The organism is Candidatus Tisiphia endosymbiont of Thecophora atra (assembly GCF_964026395.1).
In the GTDB taxonomy this organism is placed as follows: domain Bacteria; phylum Pseudomonadota; class Alphaproteobacteria; order Rickettsiales; family Rickettsiaceae; genus Tisiphia.
In genome coordinates this window covers 751653-778102 of sequence record NZ_OZ032145.1, presented here as the reverse complement: position 1 = coordinate 778102, position 26450 = coordinate 751653, and the positions used below count along the sequence as shown (strand labels likewise).

Below are 26450 nucleotides of genomic sequence, written 5' to 3'. Positions count from 1 at the left end.
ATGCCACTTATAACAACTAATATCAAAAAATCTGCGGAAGTCAGGAGGAAATAGAACAATCTGATGTTCGAGAATTGACAAGCAAGATAGAACAGGTAATCAATACCGAAAAGCAAATATTATTTGAACAAGCTGGTATACTCAAATGATTTAAAGAATTAGATTTGAAAATGAGGGGCGAGCAAGCAGAAGAATATACTTCCGAAGGAACAGGGATGATACCCATAACTGTTGAAAGTTAAAAACCGTCTATTAGCGAAGCACTATTGTAAGGCTTAAACCGTCATTGCGAGCGAACGTACGTGAGCGTGGCAATCAATGAAGCTTGTCATATAGATACTTTTAACTTACAATTGCTTCGTCGACCTACGGTCACAACTGTTGAAAGTTAGTAAATACAGCTTCTCTATACGTCTATTAGCGAGGAAACCGTAAGGTTGACGAAGCAATTGTAAGTTAAAAGTATGATATAATAGATATTGAAGTCAATGTAAATAATGATTTATACTGACTTATAAGGGGGTATTACAGCGATAGTCATTAATAATATAAATGACTATCGCTGTGCAGGCGTGAGCGACCGTGAAGCAATTGGTTTTAAGACCGAATGGATATTGGTACTCTAGCCCAAATCCCCGAGACGTTTGAATAGTTGATTGGGATGCCTTTGCACGCCCGCTTACAATCGTAAACAACATTAAAAGTCTTCGAGGTATTATGCTATTATATAATAATTTTATCGGTCTTGATATAGGAAAATTCAATTTTGTTGTTGCTATTCATGGAAAAAAAGAAACTAAAGAATATAATAACAACTCTAATGGAATAGCTGATTTTATCAAGGATTACAAAAAAGAGATTAGTTCTGCATTGTGTGTTTTAGAAACTACTGGTGGATATGAAATGGAACTATTACTAACGCTTTGCAATCAGGGTTTTGCTGTACATAGAGCCAATACTCGTAAAGTTAAAAACTTTATTAGGTCTTTTGGTAATGCAGCTAAAACTGACAGTCTTGACGCTAAAGCTCTAGCACTTTATGGTTTTGAACGATCAGAAAGATTAGAGCTATTTAAAGTACAATCTAAGCAAGCTTTAAACTTGTATGAATTAGTAGGACGTAGGAACGATCTTAAACAAATGTTGATTGCAGAAAAAAATAGGTTTCAGTCCCCGAGAGCTGATTTAATCAAGTCTAGTTGTGTTAAAATGATCGAAGTACTAGAAGAACAAATTGCATCTATTACTAAAGAAATAGATGACTTAATAGCAAAAGATAAGCTCTTGCAAGCTAAGAAAGAGACTCTGCAAACTATTAGTGGTATAGGTGCAGTAGTATCTAATGAGCTTATAGCTTTGTTACCTGAACTTGGTACATTGAACCGCAAACAAATAGCATCATTAGTAGGTGTTGCACCAATATCTAATGATAGCGGTAGATATAGCGGATATAGACATACAGGTCATGGTCGAAATTTTGTTAGACCTATGTTGTTTGTAGCTGCTATGGCTGCTAGAAATTCTAACTCTGAACTGAAGGTATTTTATGAAAAATTGATCAATAGAGGAAAAAAGAAAATGGTGGCGATGGTAGCATTAATGCGTAAAATCATTGTGATTGCAAACGCTAAGTTACGTGATTTAACTAGCTCTGCACAAGCAATAAAAATTTAAACCAAATTTATTTAAATTTTTATTGCGAACATAGTTGATCCAGTAACATCATTTATCTATAGATTGTTTCCTAGATTGCTTCGCTTACGCTCGCAATGACGCTGTGGTATAGGTATTTGTAAACTTTCAACAGTTGTGGCTCACGTACGTTCGCTCGCAATGACGCATAGGCGGGAATCTAAAAACACAAAAACACCTTAGACTTAAAGGTTTTTGAGATCCCAGCTTTCGCTGGGATGACATAATGGCGGTGATATCCCCCCTAAGAACACCTTTTTTTATTACAGCAATTCTGATTAAGCATGTTCAAGGCCACTTACTAACTCAACATCACCTGCTAAAGTTACATGATTAGGGTAAAGTCCATCTAAAACAAGTTGACTCGCCTCACTCCATTCATTTGGAGGGGATTGCTCTGGAACATAACGTGTATTAAATTTTTCAAACCAAGTTGCGGTTTTGTCACCACATTTTCCATCAACTTCAATACCATAACCATGCTCTTTTAACTGTGTTTGAACATGAGAGACTTTTTGACCTTCATCATCTTTTCGTATTAATATGTGTTCTGCTTGTTCTTTCGTAGTAGGTATAAATTTACCAAAACCAGCATCTGCAAGTTGTTTCCAAGGGAAGAATTTTCCGGGTGCTACATGCCTTTCAGCAACTTCACCCAGCCCTACAAGATTGTCCTTATTATCCCAATTTGGGTATCTAACTTTAATATCTTCAAGTAATTTTATTACTTTAGTTATTTGAGAATCTGTAAAAGCACTTTTTGCATCATTAATAAACATGATGCCTATACCAAAGTCATTAACCTTTTCTTGCCCTTTCCAACTACTCTTTCCAGCATAAAAGGCTTTTTCTTCTGAATCATTATGGTATTGGTATTGCTGCTCTTTTTTGTCATTTGGTTCTTTATCTATTATGTAATGTACGCTTGTTCCATTATATTGCATAGTATCTATTGCAGAATTTAATGTATTACCAACGGAATAGGTTAGTACTACACAACTTGGCTCTACCCCCGGTTCTCTAGGTGCAAAAAATTTACTATCATTAGTAGTGCTAACACCCTTATTTTTACTCATTACGACCTCCATTAAATAATTTTAACCTAATTATATTTACGCTATATTTACGCTGAACAATAATATATAGCCAAATTGTTTAGTGTATACTCACTAGGTTGTTATATCTAGATATAACAACCTAGTACTTAATATTTTTAGCATTGTATTTTTATTGAGTCAATACCTTAATCAGTTAAAATACTTACGCTCAGTTACAACTTCATCTTCATTAGAGGAGGCTGTTTTGTTATTTTGCCATTTCTTTGCAGATTCGCGTTTATTACCATTATTATCGCTGTTATCTTTATAAGACTCAGATTTTTGATTAGTTATAACGTCCTGAGTAACTTTAACATCGATATTTTTTATGGTTAATTTTGCTTTGCCTTTATTGTCAAAACCAATAAGTTTAACTTTTACTATATCTCCATGTTTTAAAACACTAGATACAGATTCAATACGTTCTTTTGAAATCTCACTAATATGTATGAATCCATCACGATTACCTAAATAATTGATAAACGCTCCAGAGTCTAATATTTTAACAACAGTTCCATTGAATATGCCACCAATTTCAGGGTCAAAAGCAATTGACTTAATTTTTTCGACAGCCATATCTAGCTTCTCTTTGCCTATAGTCGAAACAGTTACATTGCCATCGTCACTTATGTCAATTTTAGCCGATGTCATATCACAAATTTCGCGTATTACTTTGCCACCCGGTCCTATGACGTCTCTAATTTTATCTTTATCAATTTTAAAACTTTGAATACAAGGTGCATACTGGCTAATATGGTTATTGGTTTTATTAATAGTCTTATCCATTTCTTGTAAAATATGAACAAGACCAAGCTTTGCTTGAGCTAAAACATGCTTCATTATTTCAAACGTTACTCCAGATATTTTTATATCCATTTGTAATGCGGTTATGCCGTGTTTGCCACCAGCTACTTTAAAATCCATATCTCCAAGATGATCTTCATCCCCCATAATATCGGATAATACTACAAACTTATCACCTTCTTTTATCAAACCCATAGCAATACCTGCTATAGGAGTTGTGATGGGTACTCCAGCATCCATTAGAGCCATTGAACTACCACAAATAGTAGCCATAGATGACGAACCATTACAGGAGGTAATTTCTGACACTACTCTAATAGAATAAGGGAATTGTTCTTTAGTTGGCAGCATGCGGTTAATGGCTCTCCATGCTAGTTTACCATGCCCTATTTCTCTACGTCCAGGAGCTCTTACTGGGGTTGCTTCGCCTACTGAATAAGGAGGGAAAATATAGTTAAGCATAAAACGCTCTTTATATTCCTCGTCTAAACTATCAACAATTTGTTCATCTTGACCAGTACCTAGTGTTGCAACTACTAAACTTTGTGTTTCCCCTCTAGTAAACAAGCTTGAACCATGTGTTTTTGGCAACAAAGCCACTTCACAAGCTATGTTTCTTATATCTTCCGGTTTTCTACCATCGATACGAATATTGCTCTTTAATACGTTTTGCCGTAATATTTCTGATTCTACTTCTTTAAGAGCGAACTCAATCTGAGAATTAGTAAGATTATTATTAGCAATATCTTCGGCAAAATGTCGCTTAATTATATCAGAAACATGTTTTACCGCTAAGACCCTTTCTTGTTTTGATTTGATAGAAAAAGCATGCTGAATATCTTCTGATGCGATGCTTCTAATTTGTTCCTTTAAGCTAGTAGGGAATAAATCGGTAAGCTGTAATTTAGGTTTCCCAGCACTTTTTACTAAATCATTAATCAATTCAATTACAGGCTGTAATGCCTTGTGACCAAACTCAATAGCTTCCAACATTTTTTCTTCGGACAATAGATCGGCTTCAGATTCAACCATCATAACTGACGTCTTAGTGCCTGCCACTACTAAGTCTAATTTACTATCCTTTAATTGGCTAAATGAAGGGTTTAATATGAATTGATCATTTATCAAGCCAACTCTGCTAGCTGCTACTATATCTTGATAGGGGACGCTAGACAAAGCCAATGCAGCCGATGCTCCGATAATTGCTAATATATCCGTATTACATTCAGGATCGTATGAAAGAACAGTACAAATTACTTGCGTTTCGTTAAGAAAGGCTGGGTGGAATAATGGCCTAATCGGTCTGTCGATCAAGCGTGAGACTAATACTTCTTTTTCTGACCCTTTACCTTCTCTTTTAAAAAATCCTCCAGGTATTTTACCAGCAGCAAATGCCATTTCTTTGTAGTGTACAGTAAGAGGAAAGAATCCTATCCCTTCTTTTGCTTCTTTGCTACTCACGGCAGTACATAATAAGACACTTCCTCCCATTTTTACCATAACTGCTCCATCAGCTTGACGAGCAATTTTACCAGTAGTTAATTCTAGTAGTTTCCCACCTAATTCTATCGTTTTAGTTATTTCTTCAAACATTCTTATTCCTTATTTAATGAACAAAAAACCCGGCTAAAATTTTTGATTTTTTAACCGGGCTTTATTTTACTTTCTTATTCCTAGTTTATTAATCAACGACAAATATCTGCTTAGACTTTGCTTCTTGATATAATCCAACAATCGACGCCTACGACCAACTAACATCAATAATCCTCTTCTCGAAGAAAAATCTTTGTGATTAGTTTTAAAATGCCCTGTTAAGTTATTGATTCTTTCGGTTAGAATTGCACATTGCACTTCACTAGAACCAGTATCGTTTTCTTTAGTAGCATATTCTGTAATTAATTGCTGCTTACGCTGTGCTGTAATCGACATCATTAATCTCCATGTTTATTTTTATTAGGTTAACCTGAATTCGATGTAACAAGTTACATCGAATTCAGTATTATATATAGAAACAATCAGGTTTGAAGCGGCTGCCCACCTGATTGTTAAAATATAACACTCCATTCAATATGTGATTTTAATTATTAAAATCACATATTGAATGATGAAAAAAGTTAAAATGCACTTGCGTCAGCCGCTTCAAGAGTGCATTTTTCCTTATAACAAAGCCAGTTCGATATAAGAATTAATAATTCTTATATCGAACTGATGTTAGGTTAAATACTCGAAAAGAATTAAAGCAATTTTCACTTAAGCTACCAATTGCTAAGAGAGAGCCATGATATCGAACCCAAATTAATTCAATATTTTCAGGATAATCAAAATAGCATTTCTGACCATGAATGATTTTCTTAGCTTGGTCAATAGTAGCATCAAGCACCAGGATGTCGTCCAGTACTGCTTCAATCTTTATAGCTTTTTCTGCAAGAAACTGTTGCATTTCTTGCTTTTGTATATCAAGTTCTGTTAATTTAATAGCATTGCATGCTGCAAATATTCCAACTTTAGTACGCTGTAATTCTACCACAAATCCTAAACTTTGCAAGGATAAAGCAATATCTTCTGCTAGAGTCCTTACATAAGTCCCTTTAGAACATTCAACCTTATAGCTAGCTTGATTATTTTGGTGATTGAAATTAAGACATTCTAAATTATATATTTCAATATTTCGAGGAGTTAACTCTACTGCCAAATCTTCTCGTGCTAATTTATAAGATCTAATACCGTTAACTTTTATAGCAGAAAAGGCAGGAGGACGTTGTTTTATTGTACCTATGAATTTTTTACATATATTATGGCAATCAATTGAAGTAGGAATATTATCAGTAACCCTTATTATTTTTCCTGAAGCATCTGCTGTATCAGTTTGCCTACCAAACTGCACCGTAAACATGTAAGTTTTCTTTGCATCTACTAGAACTCGCACTAATTTTGTTGCTTCACCAATTGCCAAAGGTAATACACCTTCAGCTTCAACATCCAAAGTCCCACAATGACCAACTTTAGCCCCTAAAAGGTTTTTTTTAATGATAAAAACAAGCTTTGCTGAGCTTATGCCTTTAGGTTTATAAATATTAAGCCAGCAATTATTAAGGTGAAACGTCATTTGTTCGGTTATTTTGAAATAAGGTTAGGATTATATTTTTAAGCAATGTTTCAACGCAAAAGATGTCATTCCCGCGTAAGCGCATAGGTGTCAACTTAAGAGTGTAATGATTGAGTATGTATAAGTAAATCAAACCTAAACGTCATTGCGAGAAGCCGCTGCAAGCGGCGACGCGGCAATCTAAGATACGCGAAGCGTTACTCTAAAAAACAGCTTCGCTGTTTATCTAGATCGCCACGGCATCTAACGATGCCTCGCGATGACGGCTATGTTTAATTTGTTTATACATGTTCAATCTTTACGCTCTTAAGTTGACGCCTATGCGCCGTTGCTGAGAATAACATCTCTTATTGCTAAGGTAGCATTAACATATGGCTAAAACTTTCTAGGGTTAGCTATAGCATAATCCTATCCTATGAAAAAAACACTATTTTTCTTTTGCATCATAGTCAGGGTAATTTAAAAGTCGGGCTGCAAGCCTAATAGATAAAGGAAAAAGTGCTTAATATGCACTCGACGTCATTCCCGCGTAGGCGGGAATCTAAAAAAATAAGCCTGAAAGACTATTAAGTAATATAGATCCCTGCCTTCGCAGGGATGACATCGATAGTGGTTAGATTTGTATCTATAGCAACTAATGATTGTGACTTTTAAATTACCCTGCTTCTAACAGGGCATTTAAACATTGCAGCTTATCTAGTCATATTATATAATAGCTATCTTAGAAATTGTTTCGGTATTTATGAACAAATGGATCTATTATTTTGGGACTAACGGCGGGGAAGGCAATGCCCAAATGAAAGACATACTTGGTAGTAAAGGAGCTGGTCTTGCTGAGATGTCTAACTTAAATTTACCTATTCCCGATGGTTTTACTATTACTACAGAACTTTGTAATTATTTTTATAAAAATAATTACAATTTGCCTGAAAATTTTAATAAGGATTTAGCGGTAGCTGTTAAAAATTTAGAAAATACTACTGGTAAAATTTTTGGAGATCATAAAAATCCACTACTACTATCCGTCCGTTCAGGCTCAAGAGCTTCTATGCCCGGCATGATGGATACTATACTTAATCTTGGGTATAATGATCAAGTTTGCGATGTGCTATCCAGTACTGGAAATGAAATTTTTGCTCTTGACAGCTACCGAAGATTCTTAGAAATGTACGGATCAACAGTATTATCCGTTTCAAACGGATTATTTAAGAATGCATTTGAAATGCATAAGAGCAAATGTAATATTTATCAAGAGAACGAAATTACTGGGAATTTCCTAAGAATAATAGTTGAAGAGTTTAAAAAGATAATCTTTAATCATTGTGGTGAATCGTTCTTTGATCCATATACACAACTAGAAGAATCAATAAAAGCCGTATTAAAATCTTGGACAAGTGATAGAGCAATAACTTATAGAAAGCTACATAATATACCCAATGATTGGGGTACAGCGATTAATGTACAGTCAATGGTTTTTGGTAATCAAAACAATAATTCTGCAACAGGAGTAGTATTTTCACGTTGCCCTGCAACTGGTGAAAATAAGCTTTTTGGCGAATATCTAGTAAACGCCCAAGGTGAAGATGTAGTGTCAGGGACAAGAACCCCAAGCCCTATTATGTCAAACGATCATAATCTTGACTGCTCAATGCAAACAGTTATGCCACAAATATTTGATCAATTACAGGAAATTTGTAAGAAGTTAGAACTACATTACTTAGATATACAAGATATAGAATTCACCGTGGAAAATGGTAAATTCTATATCTTGCAAACACGTACTGCTAAAAGAACAGCTTTAGCCAGTATTAAAATTGCCACGGATATGGTACAAGAAGGACTGATTACTAAACAACAAGCAATAATGCGTGTAGATCCGGAATCGCTAACTCAGCTTTTGCACACGGCTATTGATTATAGCAATACTCTAAGCCCCATTGCTAAGGGACTACCAGCATCTCCTGGGGCTGCTACTGGTATAGTAGTTTTTTCTCCATATGATGCAGAGAAAATGTCGCATCACCATAAAGTAATTTTGGTACGCCATGATACTAGTCCTGAAGATATAAATGGTATGTATGTTTCAGCCGGTATTCTTACAGCTAGAGGCGGAATGACATCACATGCGGCTGTAGTCGCTAGAGGATTAGGAAAACCATGTGTTTGCGGGGCAAGTGATGTAGTAATAGATGAAAAAAAACAGCTCTTTAAAATAGGGGAAACTATCATTAATTATGGTGATTTAATAACTATAGATGGCGGAACAGGCAAAATTTTTTTAGGGGAAGTACCACTTGTTCAGCCTAGTTTTACTAAGGAATTTCAAACAATTCTAGATTGGGCAGATGAATTTGCTACTTTAAAAGTTAGAACCAATGCTGAAACTATTTTAGACGCTAGTGTTTCCATGAAATTTGGAGCATGTGGAATTGGACTATGCAGAACAGAACATATGTTTTTTGATCCTGATAAAATTCCATTAGTACGAGAAATGATAATTGCTCCTGATATAGAACGGAGAAAACATGCGATAAATAAATTATTGCCCTTGCAAATTCGAGATTTTAAGGCATTATTTCGAATTATGCATGGTAAAGCCGTAAATATAAGACTGCTTGACCCTCCTTTACATGAATTTTTGCCAACAACAGAGATTGATAAAAGAAACTTAGCAGATGTTATGAATCTACCTTTATCTGTTGTGGAACAACGTTTGCACGCATTATATGAAGTGAACCCCATGCTTGGACATAGAGGATGTCGCCTAGGTATTTCTTATCCTGAGATTTATCAAATGCAAATAATGGCAATTTTTACTGCTATCAGAGAATTGCAAATTGAAGAAAATATAAATATTGTTCTAGAGTTAATGATTCCTTTAATCAGTGATGTTAATGAGCTAAAAGCTTTAAAGATACATATACAAGATGTGATCATTGACATGGAGAATACTAACCAATGTAAGTTTGATTTTACTCTTGGTACTATGATCGAGTTACCAAGAGCTGCTTTAAAAGCTGGAGAAATTGCCAAGCAGGTAGATTACTTTAGCTTTGGTACCAACGATTTAACACAAACAACTTACGGCATTTCTAGAGATGATGTAGCATCATTTTTTCCAGATTATTTGGAAAAAAAAATCTTTGCATTTGATCCTTTTAGTAAATTGGATGAGGAAGGGGTTGGTGAGTTAATAGAAATTGCTATAAAACGTGGGCTAGAAAACAACCCTACATTAAAACTTGGCGTATGTGGAGAACATGCGGGTAATCCTGATTCTATAGAGTTTTTTCATAAAATTGGTTTGCATTATATATCCTGTTCACCATACCGTATTCCTATCGCAAGGATTGCTGCAGCTCAAGCGGAAATAAAGAGATGTGGGTAAAAATATCTAGGTAAATCTATATTAATTATTATTTCTTTACCAAATATTTTTTCCGGTAAGATTATTCTTTTGGCATGTAGTAGCATTTCCTTGGATAAAGCTATTGCTTCTTGAGTGCCATATTTTGTATCACCTATTATGGGACAACCCAGCATTTTCGCATGAAATCGAAGTTGATGCATCCTACCAGTAAGAGGAGTGAACTCAACCAGTGTTAAATCCTTATTGGTCAAACCATTACAGCTAACCCGATTAGCATTTAGCCATAATAAACTGGCGTCATTGCGAGGAGACGTAAGTCGACAAAGCAATCCATTTCTAATCACTTTCCTAGATTGCTTCGTCGCTACTAAAGTAGCTTCTCGCAATGACGTCTGTGAATTGGGAGTAATATTAGTCGGGTTAGCTATATTTAAATTCTTAAGCAACTTATAGCGAGTTACGGCTAATTTGCCATGTTCCTCATCATTTTGCACAGTCTCATACACCCCTCCCCTATTCTTCCCTATCATACCACTAATTTCTCCTTCATGTTGCGGAAGGTTACCTAAAACTACGGCAATATAGGTTTTCTGAATATTCTTTTCCTTAAAGGCTTTTACTAATTTTATACTACTCGCATAATTTTTCGCGATTAGTAATATACCTGAAGTATCTTTATCTAACCTATGTACTAGTTTTAAATCTGCCCCTTGGCTATTTAAATATTGTAGCGCATCATCTATAGATAGGCTTATTTTACTACCGCCTTGGGTTGCAAGACCTGCTGGCTTATTAATTGCTATAAGCCACTCATCCTGATAAGCTAGGTAATCCTTCATTAACTTACCGGCTAGTATAACTACCGAACTCGAAAAAACCCTATCAGAAGCTTTTTGAGGTTCTAAATTTAAACTATCCTCTATAAAAATTTGATCACCGGCATTTATTCGCAAATTTGCTGCTACCTTACAAGAATTAACCATTATCTGTTTAAACCTTAAGGCACGCTCAACCATCCCTTGGGTCAGGCTAGGATATAATTTCTTCAAGTAACGATCCAACCTACAAGGCAGTTCTATATCTACATTTAATATTGCCACTAACTACTCTTTAACAAAAAATACCCCCATAATATACATGATAATAGTATAATAGCAAAAATCTGATGCACTAAGGCCATTAATATAGGCACTGAATATAAAATGGTAATTATGCCAGCTAACATTTGCAATATCAGTACACCAACAATATAATAAGCAACTTTGTTTAATTTAGGATGCTTGGTTTTTATTAGACTCAACCCCAACAAACCAACACTAGTACAAACAATATATGCCCCAATTCTATGGATAAACTGAACAAAAACAGCATCACTTAAACTATCTCTACTCAGTAGTTTTAAAGCTACTTCTTGAGGTATAAAACTATTCCCCATTAACGGAAAGCTATTATATACAAGCCCTGCATCAAGACCTGCAACTAGACCACCTAAAAAAATCTGTATATAAACTATAATAATAGTTAATATACAAAAGAATTTTGCTAAATTTAAACTTATTGTCCGTTCAACTAGTAAAATATCAAAGCTATTTTTCATCAGCTGATAGAACAGTAAATTATAGATAATAACTGCAATAACCAAATGACAAGCTAAACGGAAATGACTGACATATGGCTGCAAAATTAAACCACTTTTCACCATATACCAGCCCATAAATCCTTGGACTGCAAATAATAACAATATAGCCAAATATACAGGCAGTAACCTTGTATCAATCCGTCCACGTACAAAAAAATACAGTAATGGTACTAGATACAACAACCCTGCTACTCTGCCAGCAAAACGGTGAATAAATTCAAGCCAAAAAATAAATTTAAACTCTGAGAGAGTCATAGTAGTATTTTTTTGCTTATATTCGACAGATTGTTGATATTTAGCAAATTCATCCTGCCAGTCAGCATTACCCAGCGGGGGAACAACACCTGAAACCGGTTTCCATTCAACAATTGATAAACCAGCATCAGTAAGCCTAGTGAGACCTCCTAAAAAAATCATAAATATTACCATGCAACAGCATACCACCAACCAACGCTTTACTAATATGTGTGACATTAAACCCTATACCTTTAATATCTATAATATAACAGATTTTTTTGATCCACTAATAGCTGTTTTCATTATTTTGGATAATTTGTTATCCAGTATTCTGTCTGTGTCAGTTGCAAAGCTTATTAACAGCTGGATAAGTAAAAAATAAAATATGGGTTAAATTAAGCATAAAATGAGCAAGTACGCTTGCTTCAATTCTTTTCGTTACTTTATATATCCAACCATATAAAGCTCCAGCTATTGTGGCTAGAATTACATATTTTAATCCTCCTGGATAGTGCATTACCCCAAAGAAAACTGCAGGTATTAGTATTGCTATATTTTCAGAATATTTATATTTTAACTGATTTAATGATTCCTGGAAAAATCCTCTAAATAACCCTTCCTCAGCAACACATGTGAAAAATAAATTATTGATTATCCATATCCATAAATTCTGTGGTATTTTGGGTGCAAATTTGATGTACCCAAATGCAATAGATAACACTACTATTGCTAATATAACAATTGGTAATCTATAAAAAACTTGTAAGAGTAATATTTTCCATTCGCCACGAGTAGATGCTAAATCTAAATCTAAAGTTAAACCTATAATAATTAATCCTACAATTGTTTTATCTAAGTTTAAATATAGTGTGAACGGCAAAGCATCCGGAGTGAATTGTATTTTATCTAAAACTAATAAATTATCAAATCCTGGAATTAGATGAAGCTCTAAAATTAACCCGAGTACGAACACTAAGCTCCATAATGCATATTTCCATTTAGTAGAAGATTTATGATATAAAACTACTAAATAAAAAAACAACAAAATTGTTAAAATAGCAATCAGGTTAGCTATATTACTGACAAAGGATAGTATTAGAGAAATAGATAGAAATAACTGCCATAGTTTAAATTTTCCTTTAACAGGAAGCCATAATGATAAAACACTAATTAATAATATTATATATGTAAGATATTTTAGCCACATATTTTATCTCTAATTGCTTTGTCGCCACTAAAGTTGCCAGGGTAATTTAAAAGTCACAATCACTAGTTGCTACAGATGCAAGTTTAACCACTACCGATGTCATCCCTGCGAAGGCAGGGATCTATATTACTTAATAGTCTTTCAGGCTTATTTTTTTAGATTCCCGCCTACGCGGGAATGACATCGAGTGCATATTAAGCACTTTTTCCTTTATCTATTAGGCTTGCAGCCCGACTTTTAAATTACCCTGAAAGTTGCTCCTCGCAATGACGTTGACTATATACGACTTTTAAACTACCCAATATTAGATATCTTTCGAAACTCTACTTCTGCTGGTAATTTGTGCGTGATACCGGTACTCTGCTCCTCACGTACATTTAAGTACACTGCGGTTCGAGGTGAAGTGTCTCCTACAAATTTCCTAGCATAAGCGAGTTTCGAAAGATATCTATTCTATCAACAACATTAGTCACAGCTAATTCTTCTATTTCTCCAGTCCTACGATCTTTTAGTTCGACCACATTGTTGCCAGCTTTTTTAGGACCAATGATTATTTGGTATGGTGATCCTATAAGATCATGAGTGGCAAATTTGCTACCAGCTCGTTCACTAGTATCGTCGTATAACACTTCTATATTATTTGCTGTTAGTTTATCATATAGATTTTGTGATAGTTCATTGCATTTGCTATCAAGTATGTTCAAATTTATTAGTGATACTAGAAAAGGAGCAATATTTGTAGGCCATATAATCCCTTTATCATCGTGACTTGATTCGATTATGCCAGCTAAAAGCCTTGAAATACCAATACCGTAAGAACTCATTTCCACTGGCACAAGATTACCATTATTACTATTTACTAAAGCATTCATGGCTTTGGCATATTTTGTGCCAATATAAAAAATATGCCCAACTTCAATACTCTTACTACTAGCAAGATCATATTCTGATAACAAGCATTTATCAGGATCATGTTTTTCTTCTGCTGCCGCATATAAGGTTTGTAATTTTTCAATATCTAAACTTTCCTGATCTGTTAAAGATAGGAATTTTTTATCATAAAAAATTGTACTCTCACCATTATCAGCAAGAATATGGAACTCGTGGCTTAAATTGCCACCAATTGGACCATTATCAGCAAGTACTGGGATTACAGTTAAACCCATATCACGAAATGTTTGCATATAGGCTAGATACATTTGATTATAGTTTTTTACAGCACTTATTTGATCTATATCAAAAGTATATGCATCTTTCATTAAGAATTCTCTACCACGCATAACCCCAAAGCGAGGTCTAATTTCATCCCTAAATTTCCATTGAATATGATATAAGTTTTTTGGCAAATCCTTATAGGACTGAATATTATTTCTAAAAATATCAGTAACCATGTCTTCATTAGTAGGCCCAAACAATAACGTATTATCATGGCGATCTTGGAATTTTAGCATTTCTTTGCCATAATTCTCCAATCTTCCAGATTCCACCCATAAAGATGCTGGTTGAACACAAGGCATTAATATTTCAATAGCCCCTACCTTGTTCATATTAAGTCGAACGATATTTTCAACATTTTTAAGGACTTTTAAGCCTATCGGCAACCAGCTATAAATCCCAGCAGATTGCTGTCTTATCATACCGCTTCTAAGCATCAACCGATGAGAAACCACTTGTGCCTCCACTGGCTCTTCCTTCAGCACAGGTAAAAAATATTTTGATAGTAACATAAAGTTTACCTTGGATTATTTTTTGGAAATAATATTTAGGAATTCGTGGCGATATTTCTGCTGCTCTATATATATACCTGTATAATGCATAGTATTCATAATACTATCATTTTGCATAACTCCTCTAAGGGTCATACAGCTATGTAATGCAGAAATCTTAACCGCAACACCTAGGGGCTTAATATATTTCTGTAATGTTTCAGCAATTTGTACAGTCATCTTTTCTTGAATCTGTAGTCTCCTAGCAAAAACATCAACTATCCTAGCGAGCTTGCTGATACCTATTATACAATTATCAGGTATATAAGCTATATTTACCGTACCAGTTATCGGTAACATATGATGTTCACAAAATGAATTAAAATGTATGTCTTTTAGCACTATGAAATCCTGAAAGTTACAAGTATCGTAAAATTTAGTCGTTAATATTTCTTCCACATCTCTATCATACCCAGAAAACACTTCTTGGTAAGTTTTTATTACTCTATCAGGAGTTTTTAGTAGTCCTTCCCTATTTGGATCTTCACCAATAAATCGTAATAAAGTTTTAACTGCCTCTTTGGCTTCTTCTACAGTAGGTTTTTGCAAGTCCATTATTTTTATTATACTAATTATTTAAATAACATCCTTCTACCACAAATAATAACAAACATCAAGCCACCAACAATAGCAATCCCACCTCCACCACCCATGATGCCCATCAGTAACTTATTGGTAACCGGCATTTCTACCCAAGGTGTTTTTCGTAGTACTCCATACCCACCAGCAAAGAGCAGAGCTATAATATGTAACATCTGCCCTATAGTTATCGTTATAATTGCTGTTGTGAAATATGAGTTCTTCTGCTGTTTATCGTCACATAGAAGAAAGCAGAAACCCATAAAAGCTACACTAATCCCAACAATTGAACCGTGATAGTGTGCAGGAATAGTAACATTCATACCTGTAATTAATATACCAATAAATCCCCCGGACAGAAATAATATACTGGAGCAAATTATGATTGTCTTCACCAAACTCATTTGCACTTCCCTGATGTCTTTGCTTCCCTTTATGTAATTTCCGCTTTCGTGGGAATGAAACCATTTTAGCTCATAAAACATTACTATCAAAGATAAAACCGGTGCTATTCCTCCTCCATATTTCATTTGTTTAGTGTAATATTCTTTGAATTCAGCATCTATAATATCATATAATAAGTGTCCACTAATAGCTGCAATACTTATAATAAAATTTAAATATAATAGTGCAAGGTACAGCTTTTTAAATCTTAATTCTTTACCTATCCAAGCATGGAATAACACTGTCATTACTAATATCAAAATTTGCGTGTAAATAAATTGTAATAAATGCCCGCCGCTCCAAAAAAGCAATTCATAGTAAAATTCTATATCGACTGGTACAAGTTTAATAATTTCTTGTAATTGGCAATAAGACCAAATAAAACATACCCATACTAACACCCACATTATTACGGTAGAAAGGATAGTAAAATTAATGAGGGAGTTAAAGTAAGATATTTTGCAACAGTTCCATAATGGATATAAGGCAAATAACAATACAGATACACCAAACAAACTAATTCCGAGAATAAATATTATATTCTCCAACATTGGTATGTAATTGTTCATTACAGGAAAATTTTGACCACAAAATGGTGATAAAGCTATTAGTGCAGTAGAAATAAATGCTATTATTACACATGTTATGCTGAAAGTAGTCGACTCTAAATTATAGCTCCAAACACATGCTGTAACTGACATCAACCAAACTAGGATTGATAAATTAACATGACTAACCAAAGCTGAACGAAAAATTTCTGTATTTGAAAACAAGTTAATTAACATTGGAGTGCGGAGCATTACCAATATTATTGAATACACCCCAGCAAGAGCAAGCGAAAATATACCATTTCCAAGCCAGTAAATAGCTAACTTATTACGGCTTAATTGTGGAATTATATTCTCAAGATTCATAAAGAATACTTACGAATGGTGGGTTTGAGAAGACTTGAACTTCCGACCTCACGCTTATCAGGCGTGTGCTCTAACCAGCTGAGCTACAAACCCATTAATACCCTTAGCATTTCAAGTGTTAGCAGTGTCATGCATCAGATATACTTTTTTAGCTGGCTTCACTTGGGATTATAAACCCAACATACGCGAATATGTTTATGGTTTTAAGTACCCTAAAGTGGTGGGCTCGCCGGGATTCGAACCCGGGACAACCTGATTAAAAGTCAAGTGCTCTACCAACTGAGCTACGAGCCCTAAATACGCTCTCAATGTTATTCCTCGCAAAAAGCGGGAGTCCATGCTTAAGAGCCATATATAATAAGCTTTACTTTATCGTTTAAAAAGGTTATGTTGTCAACAATTATTTTGTGTTGTCAACACTTAAATTTTAGTAAATATAGTCATATGGTAACTTATGCATTCTGATGTTGCAATTATTATCCCTTCAAGACTTGATTCAGTAAGACTTCCCAAAAAACCTCTACAACTTGTAGGGGGAACCTCAATAATTGAGCGTGTTCTTAGGCAAGTATATTTAACCAAACTAAAAAATATTTATGTGGCAACTGATTCAGAAACTATAGCTAAAAAAGTTACTGATTGCGGTGGACAATTTATTATGACAAACCAAGAATGTCAAACTGGTACCGAACGTGTATACGAAGCATTTCAGCTAATCCCTAACAATCACCATATTAATTATATCCTGAATGTACAGGGTGATATGCCTTTTGTTGAACCGGAATCAATTATCAAAGTTATTGAAAGCCTAAAGTCCAGTAGCCATGATATTATGACCCCAGTAGTAAAAGTTGGTATAGATGCCGTAAATGGTCATAGTAATGTCAAAGTTATTACTGACCATAATGATAAGGCTTTGTATTTTTCTCGTAATCTCATTCCACACGGTGCAGAAGAATTTCTATATCATGTAGGAATGTATGGGTTTCGCAAAGAAGCATTAACTAAATTCATAAACTTACCTGTTTCAACTTTAGAATTAAGCGAAAAACTTGAACAACTAAGAGCATTACAAAATAACATGTCCATAGGGGTATGTTATGTTAACAATATTCCTATCTCTGTTGATACAATAGAGGATTTAAACAAGGCTATAGAGTTTTATCAAAAAAATATCAGTTAACCTGAATTCGATGTAACAAGTTACATCGAATTCAGTATTATATATAGAAACAATCAGGTTTGAAGCGGTTCTACACCTGATTGTTAAAATATAATACTCCATTCAATATGTGATTTTAATAATTAAAATCACATATTGAATGATGAAAAAAGTTAAAATGCAACCGCTTCAAGAGTGCATTTTTCCTTATAACAAAGCAAGTATCGATATAAGAATTATTAATTCTTATATCGAACTGAGGTTCAGTTAATAAATTATTTCCGTAGCATAATTAATGCAACAAACCTGCCCTGAGGCAAGCTGAATCCTTATGCTCCCATTCTCATCTATGTCTTTAAAAATTCCTGAAATTTTTGTGTTTCCATCATTTACAGTAACCATCTTACCTAACTTATAAGCTCTTTTAAGCCAATATTGTCTTATTTTACTGAACCCTTCTTGTTTCCATCTATTAAAATATTTTTCAAAGTTAATCATGAGAAGCTCTAATAAATATTCTAGATCTTTTACTTCTATACTCTCATCGGATAAATTGGTTGCCAATTGATCAATATTTAAAGGACTTCTCTTAACGTTTATGCCAACACCTATAATGAGATAATTATTATCATTTATACTAATAGACTCAAGCAATACACCCGATACTTTCTTGTCATTTATCAAAACATCATTGGGCCATTTTAATTTAATAGAATTTTCTGATCTAGTGGTCAAAGAATTGATAGTTTTATAAACAACAATAGCCATAACAAAAGATAATTGCGGAATATAGCTAAGATTAATCTTATGATTTAATAATATACTAACATGCAAATTCCCTAGACTAGAATGCCAAATTCTACTATTTCTTCCACGCGATTTTGTCTGATTTTTTGCCAATATTACATAATTTTTATCAGGACAATCCTTAGCCATCCTAATAGCTTCAGAACTGGTACTATCTATCTCATCAAAAATTAGTAGATTATATTTTTCCTGCCACGACATAGCTATAAACCATCCATAGTATACTCAAATGATTTGAAGAATTGTTTTTTGAAAATATCATGGATTCGCATGCTAACGTACTAATGTACGCTCCGCTTGCTCACCATTCATTTTCAAATCCAATTCTTCAAATCATTTGAGTATATCAGCAAATGGCTGGATAAAAACACACAGTAGCAATAAAACTCCAATAATCAAATAGCATATAAATTTTAAGCTCTTAGGTGTTGGTACTAAAACTCGTTTCAAACTTTTATCCGCCTCAAAAAAATACATAAACTTAACTATTTTCAGGTAATAATAAGCCGCTACAACACTTGTGCCAATAGCTATAAATGCTAGAGTAAATTGTTTCTCTATAATAGCCTGATAGAAAACGCTGTATTTCGCAAGAAATCCTGCCAGTGGTGGAATGCCTATCATAGAGAACATGATAATCGCAATCCCAGCAGCTAACGCCTTACGGGTAGAAGCAAGACCTTTAATATCATCAAAAGTTGCCGAATCTGATTTTTTACCTAGCAGATTAATTAGGCAAGCAAAAAAGCCAGTGACAGAAGCAGCATAAATAACCATATATAGTAATGCTACTCTATCACCGTAAGGAGTATGAAAAGAAATAGCCATTAACACATAGCCAATATTTAGAATAGTGCTGTAACCCATTAGCCTTTTGAGGGAGGTTTGTCTAATAGCACCAGCTGCCCCAATAAGCATAGACAAAATCGCAGTGATTTTTATTAGATCAACTGAAATTTGCTTATAATCTCCAATTACCATAGTCATTATATTTAATAATACCACCACATTACCAATTTTTGTGGCAGCAGAGAAATAGGTAATTGAAGGAATGGGAGACCCTTCATATACATCTAGCGTCCAACTATGCAAAGGAGCAGCTGATAATTTAAATAAGATACCACTTAAAAAAAGCACTAAGCCCACTATTAAACCAATATTTGGCTGTGGTGAATGATTCAATTTCTCAAAAATATTACTATAATCTAAACTACCACCAAATCCATAAATAAAGGAAATGCCAAATAACGTTAGGCAGCTAATCAAAGACCCAAGGATAAAATATTTTAACGCTCCTTCTGATGCTTTAATATTATTCAGATTAAAGCCAGCTAATACATAGGCTACCAGTGCCTGTAACTCCATAGCAACAAATAAAAGTAAAAAATTACGGGCTGATATAGTAATACAAATAGCAACAGTAGAAAGCAGCACTAAGGTTATAAATTCTGTTTTAAACTCCTCCTTAGTGATTTTACAATATGCCTGATAAATCATCATAGTCATTATTGAAAATAATAAAACAAAGAATTTAAAAGCAACAGTAAAATGATTAACAACAAAAGAATTATGAAAAGCTATTACATCATTATCTGAACCTTGTAAAGCAAGGTACTGCAACTGTTGAAAAGCAACAATAAGTAATATTGCCGATAGTAATATCTGAGTATTGCTAATGGTTTTAGTTTTTGTACTAAATAACACTGCATATGTTTGAGTAAACAAAGCTAGTAAGGTCAGCATTATCTCAGGTAAAATAATTACAAATTGTTTAAAAATTGGGTCTGTCATATTGCAAGTTTCTAAGTTTTTATATAAATGCTAATATATACTATAAAATCGCTAGCACTAAGTACGAATAGTAAAAAATATTCAATTATATAGCTCCCGAGTAAGTTCTTGATATTATAGCTAAACTGGAAAGGTTTTAGCCAAAAAACCGTCATTGCGAGAAGCCGCTGCAAGCGGCGACGCGGCAATCTAAGATACGCGAAGCGTTACTCTAAAAAACAGCTTCGCTGTTTATCTAGATCGCCACGGCATCTAACGAGCCTTGCTATGACGGCTGTGTTTAATTTGTTTATACATGTTCAACCATTACGCTCTTAAGTTGACGCCTATGTGCAATGACGGAGGGGCTATCTAGAACCTTAACGGGTTAGCTATATTTATCAAGTACCATAGCCATAATCTTACTAGCTATAGGGGCTGCTGCCCTACCCCCGCCTCCACCATGATCTACAAAAACTAAAATAGAGTAACGAGGTTGTAGGTAAGGAGCAAACCCAGCGAATATAGCGTGGTTACGCCTTTCCCAAGCAATTGACTCTCTATTTAAATCATCATTGATATTAGCCTTTGATTGCACTTGTGCCGTACCTGTTTTACCAGCTAATTGATGCCCTTCTGTCAAAATTCTACTATAATAGGCAGTCCCACCTTGCGTATTAACTGCTCTATACATGCCTTCTTTTAAAATATCTAGATATTGTTGATTTATATTAACCTGATCAAATACTGACCCATCTTTTACTGATATATCTTTAGCAATTTTAGGATTATACAATTTCCCATTATTGGCAATTGCCGTTACAAATCTAGCTAACTGGATTGGAGTAGCTGATAAGAACCCCTGCCCTATCGATAAATTAAGAGTATCACCAATCGTCCATTTAGAGTTAAATTTTTTCATTTTCCACTCTTCTGAAGGAACAAAACCTGATGCTTCTCCGGTTAAATCAATGCCAGTTTTTGTACCAAAACCAAAATTTCTTGCCATATCTAATATTCTTTTATGACCTATTAAGCGAGCTATTTCATACATATAAGAATTACAAGAATATTTGATAGCATTATACATATCAACGATACCATGGCCATGACGATTCCAGCACCTAGCGCTATTATTACCTAATACTGAAGCCCCAGTACAATTAACAGTTTTAGTCGGTTTAATGCCATTCTCTAATCCAGCTAAAATTGTAATAATTTTAAAAATAGATCCAGGTGGGTAAGTACTTTGTATGGTCTTATTAATCAACGGCTTATAGGGATCATTGACTAAACTTTGCCAGTAATCTTGGGATAATTTTATAAAATTATTAGCCTCAAATACTGGTGACATAGCCAGCACTAGCACATTACCATTAGTGGTATCGATAACTATTGCAGAGCAACCTTGTTTATTTAAGTATGGCTGCACTCTTTGTTGTAGTTCCACGTCAATATTTAGATGTAAGTCCTCACCTTGCTGGCTTTGAATATTGGTGATTTCTCTTACTTGTTTGCCCAAAGCATTTACTTCTATCTGCTTATAACCAAATTTCCCACGTAACTTGTCTTCATAATATTTTTCTACACCAAATTTTCCAATATTAAAATCCCCTAAATTGTTAATTTGTAAATCTTGTTTTTCTTGCTCATTAATCTGTCCAGTGTACCCTATCACATGACAAGTCGCTTCTGAAAAATGGTAAAATCTTGCATAACTAGCATCTACAAAAATAGAACTTAAATTTAACTTTTGTTCTTCAATAAGTGACATTTGTTGCCAGCTAAGATTATCTAGTATAACCAAAGGAATATGTTTATTGGCTTTTTTTATTTTTTGCTTAATGTAATTTTGTTCTTCTTCGGATAATTCTAGGATATTGGCAACTAGAGCTAATTCGTTTTTGTAATCATCGCCATTATGTATGTCAAGTAACAACCTAAAACAAGTTTGGTTTGTAGCCATAATGTTACCGTTGATATCATAAATTTGCCCTCTAAAAGGTGGAATTAGAATAAAACTTATACGATTTTTATCAGATAAAGTACGATATTTATCATTTTCAAGCAACTCCATAAAAAACATTCTTCCAGCCAATAACGAAAGCAATGTCAGTTTTCCTGAACCTATGAGAAAAGCCCTTCTTGATATTAACTGGCTATATAATATTTTACTATTTAGCATGTTTTCTAAAATATTCTAATGCTTTATCAAGTGGAATTCGTAGCAAATTATATGAGAATATAGTAGTTAGATACTGCATTAACATCATAAAATACCCCTCCGAAGATAAGCCTTTGCTTAAAATGAGCAAATATCTAAAATGTAATATAAAGAAATAATAGAAACAAAAGACGATAAAATTTGTTAAATAACTTCTAAGTACAAAAAATTTTCCTGTGAATTCTAAAATTATGTGAGCAATTATCAGAACCAAAGAATTTGTACCAATTGGCATGGAATATAACTGGTCAAAAATTATTCCTGCTAAAAATATTAGCCAAAAACCAATATGATAAAATGTGGAAAAATAGTAGAGTAAACTAACTTCAAAAGCTGGGAAAATAATAGATTCTCCATTAATTCTAAAATTTTCTAACGGAAAAATTAATAATAACAAACATAATTCTAATAATATTATTTTACCAAATATTTGTAATAAATTGCCAAAAAACTTCATACTAATTTTAGTTCTTTAATTACTGATGAAATAATCGGTAATGTTAGATCATATTTTCTTATGAGATCCAATACCAGTTTAGCAGATTCTCGACCCTCCACTAAGTATAAATTTTCATTTAAAAATTTATTAACATCTGAATGCTTCCCTAATTCATAACCAAATCTACTATTTCGTGATTCTTTAGAGTAACAAGTTAGCACCAAATCCCCTAATACGCCTGGAGCATATAAAATAGAGCTATCCTCTAATTCTCCGTCAATAGCCTCAGATAAAATTTTTATTTCTTGAAGCCCCCCCGTTATCAGACCTGCTTTAGCATTCTGTCCATAACCTTTTGCCTCATACCACCCACTTTTTATCGCTACAATATTTTTAACAGCAGATGCCACTTGCATTGCTACCACATAGTCAGTTATAGTAACCTTAAATTGTTGTGATATTAAACTAATTGCCAATCTTCTTGCAAGGTCAATGTCTACAGAAGCAATAGTTACCGAACTTAATAAATTTTGGGCAACTTCTTTAGCTAGGTTAGGTCCAGCGATAAACGCCAATGGATTATTTGGTAATATCTTTTTTACTTTATCGGATAGTAGTTCTGTAGGATCTCTAGAAAAGCCCTTAGTTGCAACTAATAACGCCACATCCTTAGATATCCCAGTATCTTTTAATATATTCAGAGTATCATGAAAAGCAAAAGATGGTACAGCAATAATTATTACTTCTTGATCTAAAATAGCTGCCAACTCACTACAAGGCACTATATTACTTGGTAATGTAACATCACTACCCAAATATTTGCTATTGGTTTTACTATTTTTTATTTCTTCAACAATATTATTATCACGTAAAAATATGGGAGCAGCATCATAGCACCTTGCCACCTGACAGGCTAGTGCAGTTCCCCAACTACCGCCACCATAAACAGCAATATTTTTAAATTTTTTCATACCAAAATTTCTGAAATCATATGATTATCTTCTATAGCAACTAGCCGAGCCTTAACAATTTGTCCTACATCAAAATTACCTTCAAGCTTTACCGGAATAAAATTTTCTGTATGAGCTATGTTATTTTGTTCTACAAGTAGCTCTACTTCCTGCCCTATATTCCTTTGGAAAAATTTTTGTAATTGTTGTTCCCCGGCAGTTCTTAGAATTTCTGCTCTTGCTTTTCTAATCGATTTTGCTATTTGCGGCATTCTTGCAGCCGGAGTTTCATCACGTTCAGAATATGGGAAAACGTGTAAATATTGTAAATCTGCCTCAAAAATCAGTCTTTTTGTATTATCAAACATTGCATCAGTTTCCGTCGGAAAACCAGCTATAATGTCTGCACCAAATGATACATTTGGTCTTAAATTACGCAACTTATGACAAAAATCAATAATATTTTGACGATTATGGCGACGTTTCATACGCTTAAGTATCATATCATCACCAGCTTGTAAACTAATATGAAAATGCGGCATAATCTTTGGTATATAAGCCATAAGATCGAACAAATCGTCATCGATCTCAGCTACATCAATTGAAGATAATCTAAGCCTCTTTAGTTCTGGAACCAAGCCAATAATTCGTCTAATCATCTGAGCAAAAGTTGGAGCTCCTGGCAAATCTGGTCCATAAGCCGTCACATCAACACCTGTAAATACTATTTCATTGTAACCATTTTCTACTAATGCCCTTAACTGTCGTACTATAACACCCATCGGTACTGACCTACTATTACCTCTACCATAAGGTATCATACAAAATGTACAACGATGATTACAACCATTTTGCACCTGAATGAAGGCACGAGACCTACCATCAAAACTACTCACCATATGATTAGCAGTTTCAGTAACCGACATTATATCATTTACCACCACTTTTTCTTCGGTAAATTGATAATGGGCAGCTATCAATTTTTCTTCATTACCAAGTACTTTATCAACCTCAACCATATTAGCAAAAATAGCTGGGTTATTCTGAGCAGCACAACCAGTAACAATAATTCTTACATCAGGATTATTTCTTTTAGCCTTACGAATTGCTTGACGTGATTGTTTTTCAGCTTCCTTAGTAACCGCACAAGTATTAAATACTATGACATTCTCAAGACCAGAAAGAGCTAGATTATTTTTGATCACTTCACTTTCATAAATATTTAATCTGCAGCCAAAAGTTACAACTTCTTGTGATTTAGTCATAAAAAAACTCCCCACGTGAAACTAAAGTAGCAGGACCAGTCATTATTATATTCTCACCTTGCTTTGACATTTGTAGACTACCCAATTGAAATACTACTTGACAAGGAGAGCTAATAAATCCTAGCTTGACCGCAGAAGCAAAACTAGCACATGCTCCACTACCACAAGCAAGAGTTAAGCCTGTACCTCTTTCCCAAACCGATAAATAAATTTTATTATCCTTGATTGAAGCAAAATTAACGTTAACACCATCAGCAAATAATTCTTTTTCCTGTAATTTCTCTCCTATTATTTCTTTATCTTCAATAGCGAGATCACTAAAAATAACAAAATGTGGATTACCAATATCGGCACAGATAACTTCCTTGATGTCGATCATATAACGCTCTACAACCGGCCAAATTTTTTCGGATGAAGGCATCCAATCTTCCTCGAAACTAACTATCCCACTATCTACTTCAATCTCGTGCTCATTCAGTATCTTACAAGATAATTCTTTTCCATATATTAGACCTCTTGCAGGATTCGCTTCTGCTGAGGAATTTGTAGGAGACACGGAACGGAGAATCGGAGCGTACTCTAGTGTACGTGAGGATTCGAGTACCGGATCGACACACAAATTACCAGCAGAAGTAGAATGATGTAAGGGGTCTATCCTCAAAGTGATTTCCTTTATCCCTAAATCAAGATATACCAGCTTGGCAAGACATCTTGAAGCATTACCACATAATTTGGCACTTGATCCATCTTGGTTATATATAATCATCTCATAGTAATTTGGTTTTTTATCATAAATAATAAACTGATCACAACCAATACCAATATGGCGATTGGCAATCTTTAGAGATAATTGTTGCAAATCACAATTTTTAGGTAAATCACGCTGGTTGATAATCACAAAATCGTTACCTAATCCATGCATTTTAGCGAAATTGATTTTTTGGGACACAGAAATATCTTTAGTTGTTTGAGGTTATT

At 34.1% G+C, this 26450-nt stretch carries 20 protein-coding genes and 2 tRNA genes; 3 read left to right on the top strand and 19 right to left on the bottom strand.

The window, feature by feature from the left end; translation table 11 throughout:
- Positions 1-717 precede the first annotated feature (717 nt).
- On the top strand, positions 718-1674 hold the full coding sequence (locus AAGD45_RS03850) for a transposase (RefSeq protein WP_341760848.1): 957 nt from the start codon (positions 718-720) through the stop codon (positions 1672-1674).
- Between the two features lie 296 nt (positions 1675-1970).
- Here AAGD45_RS03850 and AAGD45_RS03845 read toward each other — a convergent pair whose 3' ends face one another.
- From AAGD45_RS03845 to truB, 4 genes are all read right to left on the bottom strand, one after another.
- Entirely contained in the window at positions 1971-2768 is a 798-nt protein-coding gene (locus AAGD45_RS03845; RefSeq protein WP_341762075.1) for an N-acetylmuramoyl-L-alanine amidase, read from the bottom strand.
- Between the two features lie 171 nt (positions 2769-2939).
- Positions 2940-5186, bottom strand: a complete 2247-nt coding sequence (gene pnp, locus AAGD45_RS03840) for a polyribonucleotide nucleotidyltransferase (RefSeq protein WP_341762074.1) — start codon at positions 5184-5186, stop codon at positions 2940-2942.
- A 66-nt stretch (positions 5187-5252) separates the two neighbouring features.
- Entirely contained in the window at positions 5253-5522 is a 270-nt protein-coding gene (gene rpsO, locus AAGD45_RS03835) for a 30S ribosomal protein S15 (protein ID WP_341758004.1), read from the bottom strand.
- Between the two features lie 256 nt (positions 5523-5778).
- Complete coding sequence (truB, locus tag AAGD45_RS03830; protein WP_341762073.1) at positions 5779-6699, bottom strand: tRNA pseudouridine(55) synthase TruB; 921 nt, start codon at positions 6697-6699, stop codon at positions 5779-5781.
- 742 nt (positions 6700-7441) lie between these two features.
- Here truB and ppdK point away from each other — a divergent pair.
- Positions 7442-10087, top strand: coding sequence for a pyruvate, phosphate dikinase (gene ppdK, locus AAGD45_RS03825; RefSeq protein WP_341762072.1), 2646 nt, complete (start codon positions 7442-7444; stop codon positions 10085-10087).
- Here ppdK and AAGD45_RS03820 read toward each other — a convergent pair.
- From AAGD45_RS03820 to AAGD45_RS03780, 8 genes are all read right to left on the bottom strand, one after another.
- On the bottom strand, positions 10060-11169 hold the full coding sequence (locus AAGD45_RS03820) for an RluA family pseudouridine synthase (RefSeq protein ID WP_341762071.1): 1110 nt from the start codon (positions 11167-11169) through the stop codon (positions 10060-10062). The genes ppdK and AAGD45_RS03820 overlap by 28 nt on opposite strands.
- Complete coding sequence (locus tag AAGD45_RS03815; RefSeq protein WP_341762070.1) at positions 11169-12182, bottom strand: COX15/CtaA family protein; 1014 nt, start codon at positions 12180-12182, stop codon at positions 11169-11171. Before AAGD45_RS03815 ends, AAGD45_RS03820 begins: the two co-directional genes overlap by 1 nt.
- Positions 12183-12285: 103 nt before the next feature.
- The gene (locus tag AAGD45_RS03810) at positions 12286-13152 is read right to left on the bottom strand and encodes a CPBP family intramembrane glutamic endopeptidase (protein WP_341762069.1); all 867 of its coding nucleotides are present in this window, start codon (positions 13150-13152) and stop codon (positions 12286-12288) included.
- 410 nt (positions 13153-13562) lie between these two features.
- Entirely contained in the window at positions 13563-14879 is a 1317-nt protein-coding gene (gene proS, locus AAGD45_RS03800; protein WP_341762068.1) for a proline--tRNA ligase, read from the bottom strand.
- A 15-nt stretch (positions 14880-14894) separates the two neighbouring features.
- Positions 14895-15467, bottom strand: coding sequence for a GTP cyclohydrolase I FolE (gene folE, locus AAGD45_RS03795; protein WP_341762203.1), 573 nt, complete (start codon positions 15465-15467; stop codon positions 14895-14897).
- A 23-nt stretch (positions 15468-15490) separates the two neighbouring features.
- Positions 15491-16855 carry a hypothetical protein gene (locus AAGD45_RS03790; protein WP_341762067.1) on the bottom strand — a complete coding sequence of 455 codons (1365 nt, stop codon included), beginning with the start codon at positions 16853-16855 and terminating at the stop codon, positions 15491-15493.
- Between the two features lie 16 nt (positions 16856-16871).
- Positions 16872-16948, bottom strand: a tRNA-Ile gene (locus AAGD45_RS03785).
- 125 nt (positions 16949-17073) lie between these two features.
- Positions 17074-17149: transfer RNA gene (locus AAGD45_RS03780), tRNA-Lys, on the bottom strand.
- A gap of 160 nt (positions 17150-17309) precedes the next feature.
- Between AAGD45_RS03780 and AAGD45_RS03775 the strand changes: the two genes are divergently transcribed.
- On the top strand, positions 17310-18038 hold the full coding sequence (locus tag AAGD45_RS03775) for a 3-deoxy-manno-octulosonate cytidylyltransferase (RefSeq protein WP_341762066.1): 729 nt from the start codon (positions 17310-17312) through the stop codon (positions 18036-18038).
- A 246-nt stretch (positions 18039-18284) separates the two neighbouring features.
- On the opposite strand, the gene AAGD45_RS03770 is transcribed toward AAGD45_RS03775, so the two are convergent.
- From AAGD45_RS03770 to dapF, 7 genes are all read right to left on the bottom strand, one after another.
- Positions 18285-19025: a biotin--[acetyl-CoA-carboxylase] ligase gene (locus AAGD45_RS03770; RefSeq protein WP_341762065.1), complete on the bottom strand. Its 741-nt coding sequence runs from the start codon at positions 19023-19025 to the stop codon at positions 18285-18287.
- Between the two features lie 132 nt (positions 19026-19157).
- Entirely contained in the window at positions 19158-20615 is a 1458-nt protein-coding gene (gene nuoN, locus AAGD45_RS03765; RefSeq protein WP_341762064.1) for an NADH-quinone oxidoreductase subunit NuoN, read from the bottom strand.
- Positions 20616-20982: 367 nt separating this feature from the next.
- A complete protein-coding gene (gene mrdA, locus AAGD45_RS03760) occupies positions 20983-22779 on the bottom strand; it encodes a penicillin-binding protein 2 (RefSeq protein WP_341762063.1) in 1797 nt (598 codons plus the stop codon).
- On the bottom strand, positions 22769-23275 hold the full coding sequence (locus AAGD45_RS03755; RefSeq protein ID WP_341762062.1) for a hypothetical protein: 507 nt from the start codon (positions 23273-23275) through the stop codon (positions 22769-22771). Before AAGD45_RS03755 ends, mrdA begins: the two co-directional genes overlap by 11 nt.
- On the bottom strand, positions 23272-24228 hold the full coding sequence (locus tag AAGD45_RS03750) for an NAD(P)H-dependent glycerol-3-phosphate dehydrogenase (protein ID WP_341762061.1): 957 nt from the start codon (positions 24226-24228) through the stop codon (positions 23272-23274). The genes AAGD45_RS03755 and AAGD45_RS03750 overlap by 4 nt, the downstream gene beginning before the upstream one ends.
- On the bottom strand, positions 24225-25472 hold the full coding sequence (gene mtaB / locus AAGD45_RS03745) for a tRNA (N(6)-L-threonylcarbamoyladenosine(37)-C(2))-methylthiotransferase MtaB (protein WP_410521075.1): 1248 nt from the start codon (positions 25470-25472) through the stop codon (positions 24225-24227). The genes AAGD45_RS03750 and mtaB overlap by 4 nt, the downstream gene beginning before the upstream one ends.
- On the bottom strand, positions 25465-26421 hold the full coding sequence (gene dapF / locus AAGD45_RS08710; protein ID WP_410521074.1) for a diaminopimelate epimerase: 957 nt from the start codon (positions 26419-26421) through the stop codon (positions 25465-25467). Before dapF ends, mtaB begins: the two co-directional genes overlap by 8 nt.
- Positions 26422-26450 lie beyond the last annotated feature (29 nt).

What these genes read in the sequence shown, in the direction of transcription:
- AAGD45_RS03850 (WP_341760848.1), top strand. Translation starts at nt 718, where the DNA reads ATGCTATTATATAATAATTTTATCGGTCTTGATATAGGAAAATTCAAT.
- AAGD45_RS03845 (WP_341762075.1), bottom strand. Translation starts at nt 2,768, where the DNA reads ATGAGTAAAAATAAGGGTGTTAGCACTACTAATGATAGTAAATTTTTT.
- pnp (WP_341762074.1), bottom strand. Translation starts at nt 5,186, where the DNA reads ATGTTTGAAGAAATAACTAAAACGATAGAATTAGGTGGGAAACTACTA.
- rpsO (WP_341758004.1), bottom strand. Translation starts at nt 5,522, where the DNA reads ATGTCGATTACAGCACAGCGTAAGCAGCAATTAATTACAGAATATGCT.
- truB (WP_341762073.1), bottom strand. Translation starts at nt 6,699, where the DNA reads ATGACGTTTCACCTTAATAATTGCTGGCTTAATATTTATAAACCTAAA.
- ppdK (WP_341762072.1), top strand. Translation starts at nt 7,442, where the DNA reads ATGAACAAATGGATCTATTATTTTGGGACTAACGGCGGGGAAGGCAAT.
- AAGD45_RS03815 (WP_341762070.1), bottom strand. Translation starts at nt 12,182, where the DNA reads ATGTCACACATATTAGTAAAGCGTTGGTTGGTGGTATGCTGTTGCATG.
- AAGD45_RS03810 (WP_341762069.1), bottom strand. Translation starts at nt 13,152, where the DNA reads ATGTGGCTAAAATATCTTACATATATAATATTATTAATTAGTGTTTTA.
- proS (WP_341762068.1), bottom strand. Translation starts at nt 14,879, where the DNA reads ATGTTACTATCAAAATATTTTTTACCTGTGCTGAAGGAAGAGCCAGTG.
- AAGD45_RS03790 (WP_341762067.1), bottom strand. Translation starts at nt 16,855, where the DNA reads ATGAATCTTGAGAATATAATTCCACAATTAAGCCGTAATAAGTTAGCT.
- AAGD45_RS03775 (WP_341762066.1), top strand. Translation starts at nt 17,310, where the DNA reads ATGCATTCTGATGTTGCAATTATTATCCCTTCAAGACTTGATTCAGTA.
- AAGD45_RS03770 (WP_341762065.1), bottom strand. Translation starts at nt 19,025, where the DNA reads ATGTCGTGGCAGGAAAAATATAATCTACTAATTTTTGATGAGATAGAT.
- nuoN (WP_341762064.1), bottom strand. Translation starts at nt 20,615, where the DNA reads ATGACAGACCCAATTTTTAAACAATTTGTAATTATTTTACCTGAGATA.
- mrdA (WP_341762063.1), bottom strand. Translation starts at nt 22,779, where the DNA reads ATGCTAAATAGTAAAATATTATATAGCCAGTTAATATCAAGAAGGGCT.
- AAGD45_RS03755 (WP_341762062.1), bottom strand. Translation starts at nt 23,275, where the DNA reads ATGAAGTTTTTTGGCAATTTATTACAAATATTTGGTAAAATAATATTA.
- AAGD45_RS03750 (WP_341762061.1), bottom strand. Translation starts at nt 24,228, where the DNA reads ATGAAAAAATTTAAAAATATTGCTGTTTATGGTGGCGGTAGTTGGGGA.
- mtaB (WP_410521075.1), bottom strand. Translation starts at nt 25,472, where the DNA reads ATGACTAAATCACAAGAAGTTGTAACTTTTGGCTGCAGATTAAATATT.